The organism is Roseibium sp. LAB1 (assembly GCF_054658235.1).
Genome location: NZ_BAAGIB010000001.1, coordinates 1,206,972 through 1,222,004 on the forward strand (window position 1 = coordinate 1,206,972; position 15,033 = coordinate 1,222,004).

General features: G+C 60.4%; 16 protein-coding genes. 7 read left to right on the forward strand and 9 right to left on the reverse strand.

What is annotated here, in order from left to right:
- Positions 1-56: 56 nt before the first annotated feature.
- From ACYQ54_RS05750 to ACYQ54_RS05770, 5 genes are all read right to left on the reverse strand, one after another.
- Complete coding sequence (locus ACYQ54_RS05750; RefSeq protein ID WP_460080157.1) at positions 57-1,154, reverse strand: NAD(P)/FAD-dependent oxidoreductase; 1,098 nt, start codon at positions 1,152-1,154, stop codon at positions 57-59.
- A 461-nt stretch (positions 1,155-1,615) separates the two neighbouring features.
- On the reverse strand, positions 1,616-2,440 hold the full coding sequence (locus ACYQ54_RS05755) for a transglutaminase-like domain-containing protein (RefSeq protein ID WP_460080158.1): 825 nt from the start codon (positions 2,438-2,440) through the stop codon (positions 1,616-1,618).
- 10 nt (positions 2,441-2,450) lie between these two features.
- Complete coding sequence (locus ACYQ54_RS05760; protein ID WP_460080161.1) at positions 2,451-3,560, reverse strand: permease; 1,110 nt, start codon at positions 3,558-3,560, stop codon at positions 2,451-2,453.
- Positions 3,553-3,885 (reverse strand): ArsR/SmtB family transcription factor, encoded by a 333-nt coding sequence (locus ACYQ54_RS05765; protein WP_460080163.1) that lies wholly within the window; start codon positions 3,883-3,885, stop codon positions 3,553-3,555. The genes ACYQ54_RS05760 and ACYQ54_RS05765 overlap by 8 nt, the downstream gene beginning before the upstream one ends.
- Positions 3,886-4,054: 169 nt before the next feature.
- Complete coding sequence (locus tag ACYQ54_RS05770; protein WP_460080164.1) at positions 4,055-4,534, reverse strand: DUF6428 family protein; 480 nt, start codon at positions 4,532-4,534, stop codon at positions 4,055-4,057.
- Positions 4,535-4,613: 79 nt separating this feature from the next.
- Here ACYQ54_RS05770 and ACYQ54_RS05775 point away from each other — a divergent pair, with 79 nt between their 5' ends.
- On the forward strand, positions 4,614-4,940 hold the full coding sequence (locus ACYQ54_RS05775; protein WP_460080166.1) for an ArsR/SmtB family transcription factor: 327 nt from the start codon (positions 4,614-4,616) through the stop codon (positions 4,938-4,940).
- Between the two features lie 6 nt (positions 4,941-4,946).
- Here ACYQ54_RS05775 and ACYQ54_RS05780 read toward each other — a convergent pair whose 3' ends face one another.
- Positions 4,947-5,612 carry a TetR/AcrR family transcriptional regulator gene (locus ACYQ54_RS05780; protein WP_460080167.1) on the reverse strand — a complete coding sequence of 222 codons (666 nt, stop codon included), beginning with the start codon at positions 5,610-5,612 and terminating at the stop codon, positions 4,947-4,949.
- A 172-nt stretch (positions 5,613-5,784) separates the two neighbouring features.
- Here ACYQ54_RS05780 and ACYQ54_RS05785 point away from each other — a divergent pair, with 172 nt between their 5' ends.
- The 6 genes from ACYQ54_RS05785 (at position 5,785) to ACYQ54_RS05810 (ending at position 12,341) form a co-directional block, all read left to right on the forward strand.
- Complete coding sequence (locus ACYQ54_RS05785; RefSeq protein ID WP_460080168.1) at positions 5,785-6,669, forward strand: shikimate dehydrogenase; 885 nt, start codon at positions 5,785-5,787, stop codon at positions 6,667-6,669.
- Positions 6,670-6,744: 75 nt separating this feature from the next.
- Positions 6,745-7,752 (forward strand): TRAP transporter substrate-binding protein DctP, encoded by a 1,008-nt coding sequence (gene dctP / locus ACYQ54_RS05790; protein ID WP_460080169.1) that lies wholly within the window; start codon positions 6,745-6,747, stop codon positions 7,750-7,752.
- 120 nt (positions 7,753-7,872) lie between these two features.
- Positions 7,873-8,406, forward strand: coding sequence for a TRAP transporter small permease (locus ACYQ54_RS05795; RefSeq protein WP_460080172.1), 534 nt, complete (start codon positions 7,873-7,875; stop codon positions 8,404-8,406).
- Complete coding sequence (locus ACYQ54_RS05800) at positions 8,403-9,677, forward strand: TRAP transporter large permease (RefSeq protein ID WP_460080174.1); 1,275 nt, start codon at positions 8,403-8,405, stop codon at positions 9,675-9,677. The genes ACYQ54_RS05795 and ACYQ54_RS05800 overlap by 4 nt, the downstream gene beginning before the upstream one ends.
- 17 nt (positions 9,678-9,694) lie before the next feature.
- Positions 9,695-11,599: a bifunctional sugar phosphate isomerase/epimerase/4-hydroxyphenylpyruvate dioxygenase family protein gene (locus ACYQ54_RS05805; protein WP_460080176.1), complete on the forward strand. Its 1,905-nt coding sequence runs from the start codon at positions 9,695-9,697 to the stop codon at positions 11,597-11,599.
- A gap of 322 nt (positions 11,600-11,921) precedes the next feature.
- Positions 11,922-12,341, forward strand: a complete 420-nt coding sequence (locus ACYQ54_RS05810; protein WP_460080178.1) for a hypothetical protein — start codon at positions 11,922-11,924, stop codon at positions 12,339-12,341.
- Positions 12,342-12,397: 56 nt separating this feature from the next.
- Here the strand turns inward: ACYQ54_RS05810 and ACYQ54_RS05815 are convergent, their stop codons facing one another.
- From ACYQ54_RS05815 to ACYQ54_RS05825, 3 genes are read right to left on the reverse strand one after another with little or no spacing between them, the layout of a single operon-like run.
- Positions 12,398-13,123 carry a ribonuclease activity regulator RraA gene (locus ACYQ54_RS05815; RefSeq protein WP_460080180.1) on the reverse strand — a complete coding sequence of 242 codons (726 nt, stop codon included), beginning with the start codon at positions 13,121-13,123 and terminating at the stop codon, positions 12,398-12,400.
- Positions 13,124-13,130: 7 nt separating this feature from the next.
- Positions 13,131-14,864, reverse strand: coding sequence for an L-arabinonate dehydratase (araD, locus tag ACYQ54_RS05820; RefSeq protein WP_460080182.1), 1,734 nt, complete (start codon positions 14,862-14,864; stop codon positions 13,131-13,133).
- 4 nt (positions 14,865-14,868) lie between these two features.
- Positions 14,869-15,033, reverse strand: coding sequence for a hypothetical protein (locus tag ACYQ54_RS05825; RefSeq protein ID WP_460080184.1), 165 nt, complete (start codon positions 15,031-15,033; stop codon positions 14,869-14,871).

Below are 15,033 nucleotides of genomic sequence, written 5' to 3' on the forward strand. Positions count from 1 at the left end.
AACAAGGGCTCTGGCGAACCGCTTCGCCAGAGCCTTCTTTTTTTGTTCCAGCTCGATCAGTCGCGCGCTTCCAGCCATACCCGTGCGGCGTCCATGTCCTTGCCGACGAAGCCTTCCGCCAACTTCTGGCCCACGACGGCACCGAACTTGTAGCCATGACCGGAGCAGGCCGACACCACGGTCGCCTTGCCTTCGCTCATCGCGAAGAAATGCTCGTCCGAGGTAAAGGTGTAGGCGCAGGTGACGACGTCATCCACGCGGTATTCCCTGATCCGGCTGAGCGGCGGTGAGAAATAGTCGCGCAGGGTTTCGCCTTCACCCGCGACCGGTATCCGGTCCTGGTTCGGCGGGGCCTTGTACTTGTGAATGCCCGCACCGAACTTGAGCCCTGTTCCGGCGACCGGGGGCAGAATGTAGCCGTCGATCGGCCCGCCCGGATCGAGAATGGCGGGTGAGCGTTCCCAGGCCTCGCGCAGGTCTTCCGGCGGCGTCAGATAGACCACGGCAGTCCGGTAGGTCGTCAGGCTGATGTCGAGCCTGGGGAAAAGCCCCAGCGTCCAGGCACCGGCCGTGACGATCACATGATCACCCGAAATCAGGCCTCCATCGGCAAGGGTCACCGTGCCGGCAGACGTATCGACCGCAGCGACTTGCGCATTTTCGCGCACATCGGCACCCTTGGCCTTTAGCCAGTCGCGCACTCCGGCGGCGATCTTCTGGCACAGCAGAACACCGCCTTCGTCGCTGACCGCGCCGTAACGGATGGTCGACGGATCGACAAAGGGAAACCGTTTAGCAGTTTCTTCCGGCGTCAGATCCTCGAACGGATAACCGCCCTCAACCAGGCCGTCCCGATAGGTCTCGCCGCCATCGCCCGGTTGCTGCGACAACAGCATGAAGCCCGTTTCGGCGAGATGTTTCTCGCCCAGATCGTCCCACATCTCGTCCCAGGCCGCATAAGCATCGCCGATCCGGCGCTGATAACCACCCTGCCCGCCATAGGCGCGGCGAATGATGCGGTGCTGGTCTCCGGACGCCGAAAGCGGGTTGGGGATCGGCCCCTGCTCCAGAAGCGTCACCGGAATACCCCTTTTTGTCAGGGCCCAGGCGGTGGAAAGGCCGGAAACGCCGGCTCCAACAATCACAACTGTCATGAATTTTGTCCTGCGGAATGGGCGGCCAGATTATCCGCCTGTCCGGTGAGCGCAAGAGACGTTCTGACGCAAATGACGCATGCCGGTTATGTATTTTCAATTGCCGTCGAGACAGAAGCCGCTACGCTCAGACCCTCTGGGCTCAGGCCCATCGTGGTCATGGGGCGGGGGGATAATCCGAGCTGGAAAAAGATATTTCGGAAGAACAGCCTCTGGCCAGCCACCGACTCGCTGATTTCCCGGACTGAGGCTATCTGCTGCGCGAATTCCACGAAGCCTACCGTTTCCTCTCGTCCGATGGCGGCGACAAGATCCGGTCGCACCAACGCGCGGTGCGCGAGGCAATTGGCCGGGTGCTGAAAGCCGATCCGGAAATGCGTTTCGACGCTCCTACCCACAAACCGGCGACGGCGCATTTGAGGCGCGTCCTTGACGAAGGCAAATATGAGAGGACGGCGTCGTCAGACGATGTCCCGGCGGATTGTGACCTCCGCCTTCTCCAGCCCGTCCGGTGACAGCCAGACGGGTTCGGCAATCAGCTTTTCGCAGAAGATCCCGAGTTCGGGAAAGGTCAGCCCCATGGAATGGGCCAGCGCGACCCGGTCACCCGGTTTCGGGTTGAGTCCGCAGCAGATCTCCCGGGTCCCCATCTTCAGATGATGAGCGATGTCCCATTCCAGCACCACGTCCTGGTGCCGGGTCACCACCCAGCAGTGCATGTCATCGCAGCAGCCGTTCTTTTCTGCCGGAAAGAAATACCCGGTCACATAACCGGCCTCGAAGCCAGCCGCGCGCAGACTGGCGATCAGGTAGGTGTTGATGTCGACGCAGGATCCTTCCGTCAGCCCGCAGGACAGATAGGGCACCTCGTCATGGCCCTCGTTGAAACGCACTTGCGGGTGGGCGTAGCGGAACTTTTCTGCCGCCGCGTTGACGAGCGCCTGAATGGCAGCATGTCCGTCCGGTTGGCTGTCGGCGATGTTGATCGCATCGAAGACAAGATCCTGAGCGGCTCGGGTAAACCGGTTGCGCAGCGGTGCAAACACCGCGTCCGGATAGCCTGGCCCCTCGTCACGGTATTCGTATTTGACGGAGATCTCCGAATTCGGCTCCACCGACACAATGGCCACCATCTGTCCGGTCGTGATTTCACCTGCAAGGGATATCTGGCCGCCCTCGACATCGAACCGGACCGGCGTCTGATGGGGTGTCGGCAGACCGACAGGCACCAGCAGCCGGCGGCCGGTATCCTGCGGCTTGACGCTAACAATCACGTTCGTGCGCATTTCCGCTCCCTCAGACAACCAGCTGGAAGATCAGGCCGGACAGCACCGCACCGGCAAAGCCAAGGCCGATATAGGCGGCAAAGACCTGCGGCCGGACCAGTGACCAGACGGCGGCCATTGCCGGGATCGAACTGACCGCCCCTGCGATCATGAACGCCATCGCCGCCCCTGCGCTCATCCCCTGGTCCATCAGGCCCGACAGAAGCGGCGGAGCCACATAACTGTTGAGGTAGGCAGGCATGCCGATCAGCGCGGACAGAAGGATCGCCCCCATCCCGTCGCCGCCAACGGCCCGTGCGATCAGATCCGCAGGCACATAAGTCACGAGCGCCGCCTCCAGCACATAGGCCAATGCCAGCCATTTGATCAGAAACAGAGCGTTGGCTTTCAGTTCGCTGCGGAACTTGTCGGTGCGCTCACGCTCCTGCCAGATCCTCCAGACGGGCCGCCCTGTCCTGGGGGATGCACCGCAGCCGCAGCCACCGGTCGCCGCCCCGATCTTGACCGGATTGGCAAGAAAGCCACTGCGCAAAGCCAATGCCACTGCAAATCCGCCGAAAAGGCCCAGTGCCACCGCAAAGACCGCCTTGCCGACCGCAAACGGCCAGCCCAGCGCTCCAGCGGTGATCAGCAGTGTTGGCGGATCGATCAAGGGGGATGACAGCCAGAAGGCCATGATTGCCGATAGCGGAGCACCAACTGCCAGAAGGCCGGCGATAAACGGAATGACCTCGCAGGAACAGAAAGGTGCAAGCCCGCCGAACAGGGCGGCAAGCACGATTGCCTGCGTCTCACGTCCCTCGAAGGCCCGTCCGACGAACGCTTCCGCCCCGGCCGCCTTCAGCCAGGCGATCAGGGCCACGGCGAATGCGATATATGGCAACGTCCCGGCAAAGGCCGAAATCGCGAAACTCACAAAGGCAACAAATTGCGGCTGGTCCAGCAAGAGGACCAGCAAGGGACCACCGATCACGATGGTCCAGGTCGACAGGAGATATTTTGAAACGGCAAGAGACGTCAGCGACCATTTCGAAACCGGCGTGCTGCAGCAGGCAGTCTTCGGGGCGCAGCAACTCGAACCGCCGTCACCCGGCTGAAGGTTGTTCAGGGCATCAGACATCGGCGGGTTCCTTTTCAGCGGCAAGGCAAGCGCGGTCTTTCTCGTCCACGCAACACTCCTTCAGGATGTAACCGGCCAGGTTCTCAAGATGACCGTAGGCGGCCCGGTTGATCACCGAGCGGCCATCCTTTTCCTGGGACACGAGGCCAGCGGAGGCGAGAAATTTCAGATGATGCGCGAGCGTCGATGCCGCCATGCCGGTGCGGGACTGGATGTCCCCTACCGTCAGACCGGCCTGCCCGGCCTTCACCAGGGTCAACACCACCTGCAACCGGGCTTCCGAGCCCAGCGCCGCAAAGCCTTGCGCTGCAATTTCCAGATCCATCTGCGCCTCGCTTAAATAACTACAAATCTAGTTATATGGTTATTTTTCGACATGTCAATCGCGGCTGAGGACACTCAGGTGAGCAATCGACATGTCGTTGATGCGTGAGAAAGCCCGGCAAACGGCGTCAATTAACGATCGGGGCCGGAACCGACCGTGCGAACGTCACTTAAGCAGATGCGCAGCATGCACCTGCACTACCGGTACCACAGCAGCCGATAGTGCCAAGGCTTGGAACCCGCTCCAGCGCCGGCTTGCAATGCGCCCTCGCCTCCTTCAGGAACAACGCAACAGTTCCGTTCAGAAGTTCGGGGACCAAAGGCTGAAAGACTCTCAGCCCGCTGTTTCGGGGGGCAAACTCGACCTGCAACTCGTGATCTGCCAGGCCGTTGATCTTGTGGCTGCTTTGCCGGGCGATGGCAGAAAACTTGCCGACGGACATGTGCCCATCCCCTTCTCCGTCCAGCAACTGAACAACGCATTCAGTCCAGTTGCTGCGGCGAGCACCGCAATCAATGCTGTCAACCTGAACCAGCTTCAGCTCGGTCACATGATACCCGTCGCCGATCGGGCCTGCATCGGTGCTGAAAACAAGCGGCGCTTCCGTAGGCAGCGCGTCGAGAAGGTCAAGAAGGTCGTTCAAAGTCATAGCTCATCCTTTCATTTCAACAATTGTTGAAATATAAGAAATGCCACACTCGAACCATTATTTCAAGAAAGTTTGAAATATGAATGAAGCCGATGCACTCGCCGCCTTTTCCTCAATCTCCAGCGCGACCCGCTTGCGGATGCTCAAATGCCTGGTGGAAGCGGGACAAGCCGGCCTGCCGGCGGGAGAGATTGCGGAAGCTGTCGGGGCAACACCGTCCCGAACGTCCTTCCACCTTGCAAACCTTGCAGAAGCCGGCCTGATCACCTCTGCCCGGCACTCCCGGCAGATCCTTTACAGTGTCGACTTCACCGCCATCGGCGCGCTCGTCCGCTATCTCCTGCAGGATTGCTGCAAAAACAACGAAACCGTCCGCGCCTGCTGCCTGCCCGGCAAGGGCTGCTGACGCCGCCTAGACTGCCACAAAACGCATCACGGTTTCGCAGACATCCCCCTTGAGGGCGGCTTGACCGGACGTGGACTGCAACTCCGGATCAAACAGCATGGAAAAGGTCGTGGCGTTGGAAACGTTGAAAAAGCTCATGGCCGATATCAGCCAATGGATCCTCAAGGGTGTCAGCCCCTCGCGAAAGACACCATCGGCCACGCCTTTTGCGTAGATGCCGGCGATCTGGGAAATCGCGGCTTCATTGAGGCTTTTGATTTCTTCCGACTGCTCGAGATAGCGTCCGTGGTGAATGTTCTCGATCATGACCAGCCGGATGAACGCCGGGCTTTCGCGGTGATGATCGAAAGTGAAGGCCACCAGCCTTGCCAGCGCATCCCTTGGCAGCAAATGGTTCAGCTCCAGCTGCTCTTCGCCCTTGCGCACTTTCTTGTAGGCCGCTTCCAGAGCCTTGAGGTAGAGGCTCTCCTTGTCGCCGAAGTAGTAGTAGATCATGCGCTTGGAAGAGCGGGTCTTGGCCGCAATCTCATCCATGCGTGCGCCGGAAAGACCATTCGCGGAAAACTCTTCCAGAGCGACCGCCAGAATATTGGCACGCACACCCTCCGGATCCTGTTTCCAGCGCGCCCGTGAAGAACTTTTTTCCGGCAGCTCAGATTCATTGATCGACATGCCTTTTTCTAAACCAGCACGGCGCTGGGCGCCAGCCCAAATTAACCGCACAGTACATTTCACTTGACTGAATTAACTGGTTAGTACAATTTGAGCATCAGGAAATACGATCTCCAACCTGACAGACCCCGAAAACGGGGCAGCCAAAATGAGGTTTCCGGGAGGAACCTGGGTGGAAGCAGAAAGCAACATTGTGCTGGCCGGTCTGATCGGACGGGGGATTGCCAGCTCCAGAACGCCGGAAATGCATATGGCGGAAGCGGCGGCGCAGAACCTGCGCGGCGTCTACCGCATTATCGATGTCGATATGCTTCCCACGGACGAACAGAACATCAAAACGATTGTGCAAGCGGCCGAAGTGACCGGTTTCAACGGTCTCAATGTGACCTACCCGTTCAAGATGGAAGTGATCCCCCTGCTTGACCAGCTATCGCCCAACGCGGCGGCCATCGGTTCGGTCAACACCATTGTGTTCCGGCACGGAAAGCGGCTTGGCCACAACACCGACCTCTGGGGCTTTGCCGAGAGTTTTCGACAGAACATGATCGGCGTGTCCCTGAAGACGGTTCTTCTCATCGGAGCCGGCGGGGCCGGCGTTGCCGTTGCCCATGCGCTGGCGGATTGCGGTGTCGAGCACCTGAAGATTTTCGATCTCGATACTGCGCGCGTGGAGCAGCTTGCCCGGCAAGTTCGGTCCAATCGTCAGGGGCTGACCGTTGAACCGGTCGCCGCCCTCGATGCAGCAAGCTGCGCCGATCTGTCCGGGATCGTCAACGCAAGCCCCGTCGGCATGGCCAAGACCCCGGGAACACCGTTCCCGCTCCAACTGCTCAAGCCGGAGATGTGGGTCGCCGACATTGTCTATTTCCCGCTGGAAACGGAATTGCTGGCAGGAGCCCGGAAGCTCGGCTGCCGGGTGTTGCCCGGGTCCGGCATGGCGGTATTCCAGGCAGTACGGGCCTTTGAACTCTTTACCGGTCGGCCTGCCGATCCGGTCCGGATGAAGGCGGCGTTCGACGCCTTCGATGAACTGCCGCGGGAAACCGCGGAAGCTTAGCCCCTGCCGCTTTCCAATCATCAGGGAAGCGAAAAAGGTGTTTTTTCGAAAATGTTACGCAAACGGGAGGAAGTCATGCGTTTCAAATTTTCATCTCTGGCAGCAACTGCCCTACTCACAGTCGGTCTCGCCGCCGCGGCCCAGGCCCAGACAATTCGTCTGGCGCACGTCGACCCGGACGAATGGACCGCCTCAAAGAAAGGCGCGGCCGCTCATATCTTCAAGAACATCGTCGAAGGTGAAACCGACCTGACGGTGGAACTGTTCCCGGCCGGTGCGCTGGGCAACGAAGACGAACTTGTCGCCCAGGCTCAGGACAACCTGACCCAGGTGGTTCTGGTTTCCGGTGCCATGTCCAAGGCCTGCCCGGCCGCGTCCGTTCTGGACATTCCCTACACCTTCTCCTCGGCAACCATAGCCTGGGACGTGCTGGATGGTGACTTCGGTGATGCACTTGCCGAACACTGCCTTGCACAGACCGGCCTGCGCACGCTGGCTTACGGTGAAACCGGCTTCCGGAACTTCACCAACGGGACCCGCGAAATCCGGACGCCTGCGGATATGGAAGGTCTGAAATTCCGTGTGCAGCCAATTCCGCTCTATGTGGAAATGGTGAAAGGCCTCGGCGGCGAACCGACACCGATTGCCTGGACTGAACTGCCCAATGCGCTGTCCACCGGCGTTGTTGACGGTCAGGAAAACCCGGTCGGCGTGATCTACAACAACGGCCTGCACAAACTGCAGAAATACATGACCCTTGACGGCCACGTCTATGCCGCTGACTTCATCCTGATCTCTGACGAGTTCTTCCAGTCGCTCACACCGGCCCAGCAGGCCGTGGTCGCCCGCGCGGCGCGGATTGCCGGCAACATGGGTCGTTCCATCCAGCAGTGGAGCACGGCTGAAGGCGTCAACAAGGTTCAGGCCGAAGGCATGCAGGTCTATTCTCCAACCGCTGACGAAATCGCGGCTTTTGCCGAAAAGGCCCAGCCGGCCGTGGTTGAATATCTGCGCAGCGAACTGGGTGAAGATGCGGTCTGGATCGACCGCCTGCAGGAATCTGTTGCTTCCGCAAGCCAGTAAACCGGTCAAGACCCCGGGCGGTTCGCCGCCCGGGGTCTGGAATGTTGGAAACGATCGGCTTTTGGCTGTTCAATCAAAGTCAGTTGAATAGCCAAAAGCTGAACAAGCAGGACCTGGAACATGAAAACGGTCAACGAATTTGCCCGGCGCCTGTTTGCGCTCGGAGCCGGCCTGTCGATGGCCCTCGTCTTCGCCATCATCTTCGTCAATTCCCTTCGACGCTACACCGTGGGCCAGTCGGTTTCCTGGGGCGAGGAACTGCCGATCTATCTGACCATCTATGGCGTCATGTTCGGTCTCGCGCTTGCCTATCTGCAAGACAGACACATCCGCTTCACGGTGCTGACCGATTTCCTCTCCCCCTCGGTGCGGGAAAAGCTCTTTGCCGCCGTCGATCTTGTCAGCTTTGCGACCGGCGTCGCGCTCGCCGTTTCAGGGCACGCCTTTGCGGTTCGCCGGGGTAATCTGGATGCTTCGGGCCTGAAATCGGCAGGCAACTGGCTCGCGGAAACAACCGGCATCGACGCGCTGGTCTGGGTCGCCAAGGTCGGTACCTGGCAATATGCGATCGCTATCGGTGGAGCGTTGCTGGCCGTGGCGGCCGCTCTCAAGTTCGTCGAACGCATCTCGGCCATCAAGGCGGTGCAGGCATGATCTACGCAATCCTTCTCATCGGCCTCGCCACCGGCGTTCCAATCGCTCTTGCGATCATTGCAGCCTTGCTGGTGTTCATGGGCTTCGGCGAAGCGCCCTATTCCCTGCGCGTGGTCGCAACGGAAATGTTCAAGGGAATGAACTCCTTTCCCCTGCTTGCCATTCCGCTGTTCGTACTGGCAGGCGAGGTCATGAACGAAAGCGGCATCACCAGCCGCATCATCGCCTTCGCCAATGTCCTGGTCGGACGGATGCGAGCCGGTCTGGCTCTCGTCAACATCTGGGCTTCAGTGATCTTTGCCGGCCTGTCCGGGTCCGCCGTTGCCGACACATCCGCCATTGGCCGGGTGTTCATCCCGGAGATGGAAAAGCATGGCTATTCCCGCTCCTTTGCGGCAGCGCTCACCGCAGCCTCCTCCGTCATCGGCCCGATCATTCCACCGTCCATTCCAGTCATCATCTATGCTCTGATTGTCTCCGGTGTTTCCGTTCCGGCCCTGTTTCTCGCCGGCATCGTTCCCGGCATCCTGTTGGCTGTCTTCCTGTCCGTCTTCGTGATGCTGACCGTGAAGGTGGATCATGGCGACCAGGCGGTGGGCCTGACGGCAGAACCGTCCAGCAAGGCGCTTCTCGGCGGCATCCTGCCACTGCTGATGCCGGTGTTTGTTGTCGGCTCCATCCTGCTCGGCGTCGTCACCCCGACGGAAGCCGCCAGCTTCGCCGTCGCCTATGCGCTCTTCCTCGGCATCTTCGTCTATCGCAACATCAAGCTATCTGCCCTGCCGCGTCTCTTCAGCGAAGCCATGCGCGACAGCGCGGTCATCCTGATCATCATTGCCGCGGTCTCCGCCGCGAACTGGCTGCTGACCTACAATCGCGTCCCGAACATGCTGACCGACTGGGTGCTGTTGAACGTGGACAGCAAGACCACGTTCCTGATCGCCACCATTCTCTTGTTCCTTTTCGTCGGCCTGTTTCTGGAAGGCATCGCCGCCATGCTGGTTCTGGTGCCAATCCTGCACCCGATCGCCGTCGGCATGGGGGTCGATCCGGTCCATTTCGGCATCCTTGTCATCTTCAACCTGATGATCGGCCTGATCACTCCACCACTCGGCCTCTGTCTCTTTGTGGCCGAGGGTATCGCCCAGGTGGGAATGGCACGGCTGACCATGGCCATCCTGCCGTTCTTCTTCGTCGAGGTGCTGGTGCTGCTGCTCCTCACCTTTGTGCCGGAAACGGTCATCTGGCTGCCCCGCGTGATGGGCTACTGAACCCACGGAAAGTCACCATGAAAACCGCCATCGCCACCGTCTCCATCGCAGGCGACCTTGCCGAAAAGCTCAGTGCAATCGCGGCTGCAGGCTTCGATGGTGTCGAAATCTTCGAAAACGACTTCCTGGCCTTCGACCGCAGCCCGAAGGACGTCGGCCAGATGGTTCGCGATCATGGACTGGAGATCTCGCTGTTTCAGCCCTTCCGCGACTTTGAAGGCATGCCGGAACCCCAGCGCACCCGAACCTTTGCCCGCGCAGAACGCAAGTTCGAACTGATGCAGGACATGGGCGCGGACCTCGTGCTGATCTGCTCCAACGTCTCCCCCATCGCGCTTGGCGGCATCGATCGCGCCGCTGACGATCTCGCGGAACTTGGCGACCTTGCCGCCAAAAGCGGTATCCGCATCGGCTACGAGGCCCTCGCCTGGGGCCGGTTCGTCAACGATCACCGCGATGCCTGGGAAATCGTCAGAAGGGCGGACCATGCCAATGTGGGCCTGATCCTGGATTCTTTCCATACCCTGGCACGCAAGACCGACCCGGACACCATCCGGGCCATTCCGGGCGACAAGATCTTCTTCGTCCAGCTCGCCGACGCGCCGAATTTCAACATGGACCTGCTTTACTGGAGCCGCCATTTCCGCAACATGCCCGGCGAAGGCGATCTGGACGTGACCGGCTTCATGCGGGCCGTGGCTGCAACGGGATATGACGGCGTGCTGTCACTGGAGATCTTCAACGACCAGTTCCGCGGCGGCTCGCCGAAGTCGATTGCCGTCGATGGCTACCGCTCGCTTCCCTACCTGATGGATCAGGTCCGGCGGACCGAACCCGGTATCAAGATCCCCGTCCCGGACATGCCAGACCGGGTACCGGTCGCCGGTATCGAGTTTGTGGAATTCGCAGCCGACCGCAAGGAAGGCAACGATCTGGCCGCCATGCTCACGACACTCGGCTTCCACAAGGCGGGCAAGCATGTTTCCAAGGAGGTCGAGCTCTGGCGTCAGGGCGGCATCAACATCGTCCTCAACACCGATCCACACGGCTTCGCTTACGCGTCCTATATCTCCCACGGCACCAACGTCTGCGACATTGGCCTGAAGGTGGCCGATGCGGCTGCCACTGTTGCCCGCGCCGAAACACTTGGCGCAAGGACCTTCGAGCAACCGGTCGGCCCTGGTGAGCTTGAAATCCCGGCAATCCGCGCCCTTGGCGGCAGCGTCATTCACTTCGTCGACGACAGCAAAGACTTGTCGCGGGTCTGGGAAATCGAGTTCGAGGCCGTTGCGGACAGTGGCGCTGGCAGCGGCAGGAAGCGTGACGCAGGCCTGACCCGCATCGACCACCTCGCCGAGACCATGAACTACGACGAGATGCTCACCTGGCTGCTGTTCTATCGCTCGATCTTCGACACAGAAAAGACCGCCATGGTGGACGTGATCGACCCCGCCGGCCTTGTCCGCAGCCAGGTCATCGAGAACGACGACGGCAGCCTGCGGATCACGCTCAACGGGGCAGAAAACCGCAAGACACTTGCCGGGCATTTCATCTCGGAAGGTTTCGGATCGGGTGTGCAACATATCGCATTCGAAACCGCGGACATCTTCAAGACAGTGAAGGCGCTGAAAGCCAATGGCTTTACGCCGCTGGTGATCTCACCGAACTACTACGACGATCTGGACGCCCGGTTCGGGCTCGAGGAAGACTTCCTCAACGACCTGAAAAGCTCGGGCATTCTCTATGACCGGGACGGAAGCGGTGAATACTTCCAGCTCTACAGCCCCACCTATGGCGAAGGCTTCTTCTTCGAGATCGTCGAACGCCGCGGCGGCTACAGGGGCTATGGCGCAGCCAACGCCCAGTTCCGCATCGCTGCCCAGAAACGTCACTTCCGCGCGAAGGGCATGCCGGCACGCTGATTTTCCATAAAATAACGCCCGGCACGAAACATCGACCCGCAGTTTCCCGCAACCGTTGACGATGCTCGTACCGGGCGCATTTCCGACGCTCTAACCGGCCAGCAGTGGGAGCGGCCGGTTCGGACAAGCGGCGGAAACAAGGTGGGAGAGCAGACGCGCCCCGTATGAGCGGTCAGGCGGCCGGGATCACGGTAAGGGACGCGTGTGGCGCTGCCTCTCCTGATGTGCGGCGCCCGGAATATCGTCGGTGGACGATTTCGCAAGCTCAAAAAAAGCCTGTAGGATTTGAACTCGCCAGATTGGTGAGGCTCAGGGGAAAAACATGCGCAATTTCGTCAAGTTGCAAACGACCAACAAGGTCGACGAGCGCCGGCTTCTGCGCGCCAGGCTGCTGGTGCATCTCCATGCGACCATCACACGGATCCTGATGGATATTTCTCCCGGCCTGACGCTGGCCGAGATGCATGTGCGGGAAGCTGTCTATCTCGCTGACTACAAGGAACAGGAATGCGACCTTGAGTACGTTGCGAAAAATGTCGGTATCTCAATGACCTCCGCCACCCGCAAGCTGTCAAAGCTGGTCGAGATGGGAATGATCGAAAAGACCCGACGCGGCCGAAAATTCGTTTATGCGACACCGGAGAAGTATCTGGGAGCCCGCTACGAATATGATGACGGGCGACCGGTGATAGACAAGGCGGTCGACGAAGTCATCGACCTCGTGGACAAGCTCGTGCGTTGAGCGAACTCACCAGAAAAGTGACTTCGCTCAACGCCCCTCTTTTGAGGTCTGGAGGCTCAGCGACCGTTTTTCTGCCGCCACGCCTCGTATTTCTGCTGGTTTTCTTCCTTCGTCGGCGGATAGAGGCCGATGATCGGCGTTCCGGCCTGAACCTCCTCCAGCACGAAGTCTTCGAAGCTCTCCATGCCGGTGCATTCATCCGCCAGCTCATCAGCCAGATGCGCCGGGATCACCATGACGCCGTCCTTGTCGCCGACCAGGACATCCCCGGGAAATACAGGGGCATCGCCGCAGGAGATCGGCACGTTAATGTCGAGCGCTTCATGCAAGGTCAGGTTGGTGGGGGCTGACGGCTTGGCGTAATAGGCGGGCATGTCCAGTGCGCCGATGCCTTCCGCATCCCGGAAACCGCCGTCGGAGACGACCCCGGCGGCGCCGCGCAGCGCCAGCCGCGTGATCAGGATGGAGCCTGCCGTCGCGGCACGGGCATCCTTGCGGGCATCCATCACCAGAACATGGCCCGGCGGGCAGGTTTCCATGGCAACCCGTTGCGGATGATCGGGATTGCGGAAAACAGTGATCGGATTACGATCCTCTCGCGCTGGGATATAGCGCAGCGTGAAAGCCTGGCCGACCATGTTCTCGTCCTTCGGAGCGACGGGAACCACGCCCTGGATGAACTGGTTGCGCAGGCCGCGCTTGTAGAGAGCTGTTGCGACCGAGGCGGTCGACACTTTTTTCAGCTTTGCACGGGTGTCGTCGGAAAGAATGTAGTCGCTCATGATGTCCTCAGAAGATATCGGGTTCACCGGCGGTGCGGCCGAAATCGGATTGCAGGAAGTCGAAGTCGCAGCCCTTGTCGGCCTGGGTGACGTGGCGTTGGAAGAGATAGCCGTAGCCGCGCTCGTATCGGGACACAGGCGCTTGCCAGGCGGCCTTGCGGGTCGTCAGTTCGGCTTCGTCGACCACCATGTCGAGGCGGCGGTTTGCCAGATCGAGGCGCACAGTGTCGCCCGTCTTCAAAAGCGCCAATGGCCCACCGACATAGCTTTCCGGCGCCACATGAAGCACGCAGGCGCCATAGGACGTGCCGGACATGCGCGCATCTGAGATCCGCAGCATGTCGCGGTGTCCCTGTTTGATCAGCGCTTTGGGGATCGGCAGCATGCCCCATTCTGGAAACCCCGGCCCGCCCTGGGGCCCGGCATTGCGCAGCACCAGAACATGGTCCGGCGTGACGTCGAGGTTCTCGTCGTCAATCGCTGCCTTCATCTCCGGATAGCTGTCGAAGACCAGCGCCGGTCCCTCGTGATAATGGAACTTCGGGTCGCAGGCTGCCGGTTTGATGACGGCCCCGTCCGGACACAGGTTCCCGCGCAGAACGGCGAGCGATCCTTCCTGGTAGACCGGATTGGACAGCGGACGGATGACGTCGTCGTTATAGACGGTCGCTCCTTCCAGGTTCTCACCCAGCGTCTTGCCGGTGATGGTCAGGGCGGAAAGATCGAGCCGGTCCTCGATCTGCTTCATCAGCGCGCGCAGGCCGCCTGCATAGAAGAAATCCTCCATCAGGTAGTCCTTGCCGGAGGGACGCACATTGGCGATCAGCGGCGTCACCCGGCCCAGGGCATCCAGATCGTCGAGCGACAGATCAACCCCGGCCCTGCGCGCCATGGCAATAAGATGAACGACCGCGTTGGTGGAACAGCCGGTGGCCATGGCAACGACCGCGGCGTTCCGACAGGCGGCGTCCGTGATGATCCGGTCCGGCGTCAGCTCTTCCCAGACCATCTCTACGATGCGCCGGCCGCAATCTGCCCCCATGCGTTGATGGCCAGCATCGACCGCCGGAATGGACGACGCACCCGGCAAGGTGAGCCCCATCGCATCGGCGATCGCCGTCATGGTCGAGGCAGTCCCCATGGTCATGCAGGTACCGGCGGAACGGGCAATGCCCCCCTGGATGCCAAGCCACTCCTCGTCGGAAATGTTGCCCGCCCGGCGCTCGTCCCAGTATTTCCAGGCATCCGAACCAGACCCCAGGATCTTGCCGGCATAATTGCCGCGCAACATCGGGCCTGCCGGCAGATAGACCATCGGAACACCTGCTGAAATCGCGCCCATGACGAGACCCGGCGTGGTCTTGTCGCAGCCGCCCATCAGCACCACGCCATCCAGCGGATGCGAGCGGATCATCTCTTCCGTCTCCATGGCCAGCATGTTGCGGTAGAGCATCGAGGTCGGCTTGGTGAAGCTTTCGTCGACCGAAAGCGACGGCATCTCGACGGGAAAACCTCCCGCCTGGAATACCCCGCGCTTCACATCCTGCACCCGCTCCTTGAAATGAGCATGGCAGGTGTTGAGCTCGGACCAGGTGTTGAGCACACCGATGACAGGCTTGTCGCGGAAGTCTTCTTCCGAATAGCCGAGCTGCATCATCCGTGAGCGATGACCGAAGCTGCGCAGATCGTCGGGGGCGAACCAGCGCGCGGATCGTAAGTCTTTTGGGGCTTTGTGCGTCATGATTTTATCCGGTGAAGGCAAAGGTCAGCCAGATGACGATGAGGGTGAAGACAAGGCCGGCGGCTTCCGGCCAGTTGCCGAACCTATCGTCGCGGCGTTCTTCGTCCGCGAAGTCTCCCGGTGCGATGTCCTCATCCTGTCGGGTGAGATCCTTGTCGGTTATTTTCAT

What these genes read in the sequence shown, in the direction of transcription:
- ACYQ54_RS05750 (WP_460080157.1), bottom strand. Translation starts at nt 1,154, where the DNA reads ATGACAGTTGTGATTGTTGGAGCCGGCGTTTCCGGCCTTTCCACCGCC.
- ACYQ54_RS05755 (WP_460080158.1), bottom strand. Translation starts at nt 2,440, where the DNA reads ATGCGCACGAACGTGATTGTTAGCGTCAAGCCGCAGGATACCGGCCGC.
- ACYQ54_RS05760 (WP_460080161.1), bottom strand. Translation starts at nt 3,560, where the DNA reads ATGTCTGATGCCCTGAACAACCTTCAGCCGGGTGACGGCGGTTCGAGT.
- ACYQ54_RS05765 (WP_460080163.1), bottom strand. Translation starts at nt 3,885, where the DNA reads ATGGATCTGGAAATTGCAGCGCAAGGCTTTGCGGCGCTGGGCTCGGAA.
- ACYQ54_RS05770 (WP_460080164.1), bottom strand. Translation starts at nt 4,534, where the DNA reads ATGACTTTGAACGACCTTCTTGACCTTCTCGACGCGCTGCCTACGGAA.
- ACYQ54_RS05775 (WP_460080166.1), top strand. Translation starts at nt 4,614, where the DNA reads ATGAATGAAGCCGATGCACTCGCCGCCTTTTCCTCAATCTCCAGCGCG.
- ACYQ54_RS05780 (WP_460080167.1), bottom strand. Translation starts at nt 5,612, where the DNA reads ATGTCGATCAATGAATCTGAGCTGCCGGAAAAAAGTTCTTCACGGGCG.
- dctP (WP_460080169.1), top strand. Translation starts at nt 6,745, where the DNA reads ATGCGTTTCAAATTTTCATCTCTGGCAGCAACTGCCCTACTCACAGTC.
- ACYQ54_RS05795 (WP_460080172.1), top strand. Translation starts at nt 7,873, where the DNA reads ATGAAAACGGTCAACGAATTTGCCCGGCGCCTGTTTGCGCTCGGAGCC.
- ACYQ54_RS05800 (WP_460080174.1), top strand. Translation starts at nt 8,403, where the DNA reads ATGATCTACGCAATCCTTCTCATCGGCCTCGCCACCGGCGTTCCAATC.
- ACYQ54_RS05805 (WP_460080176.1), top strand. Translation starts at nt 9,695, where the DNA reads ATGAAAACCGCCATCGCCACCGTCTCCATCGCAGGCGACCTTGCCGAA.
- ACYQ54_RS05810 (WP_460080178.1), top strand. Translation starts at nt 11,922, where the DNA reads ATGCGCAATTTCGTCAAGTTGCAAACGACCAACAAGGTCGACGAGCGC.
- ACYQ54_RS05815 (WP_460080180.1), bottom strand. Translation starts at nt 13,123, where the DNA reads ATGAGCGACTACATTCTTTCCGACGACACCCGTGCAAAGCTGAAAAAA.
- araD (WP_460080182.1), bottom strand. Translation starts at nt 14,864, where the DNA reads ATGACGCACAAAGCCCCAAAAGACTTACGATCCGCGCGCTGGTTCGCC.
- ACYQ54_RS05825 (WP_460080184.1), bottom strand. Translation starts at nt 15,033, where the DNA reads ATGAAAATAACCGACAAGGATCTCACCCGACAGGATGAGGACATCGCA.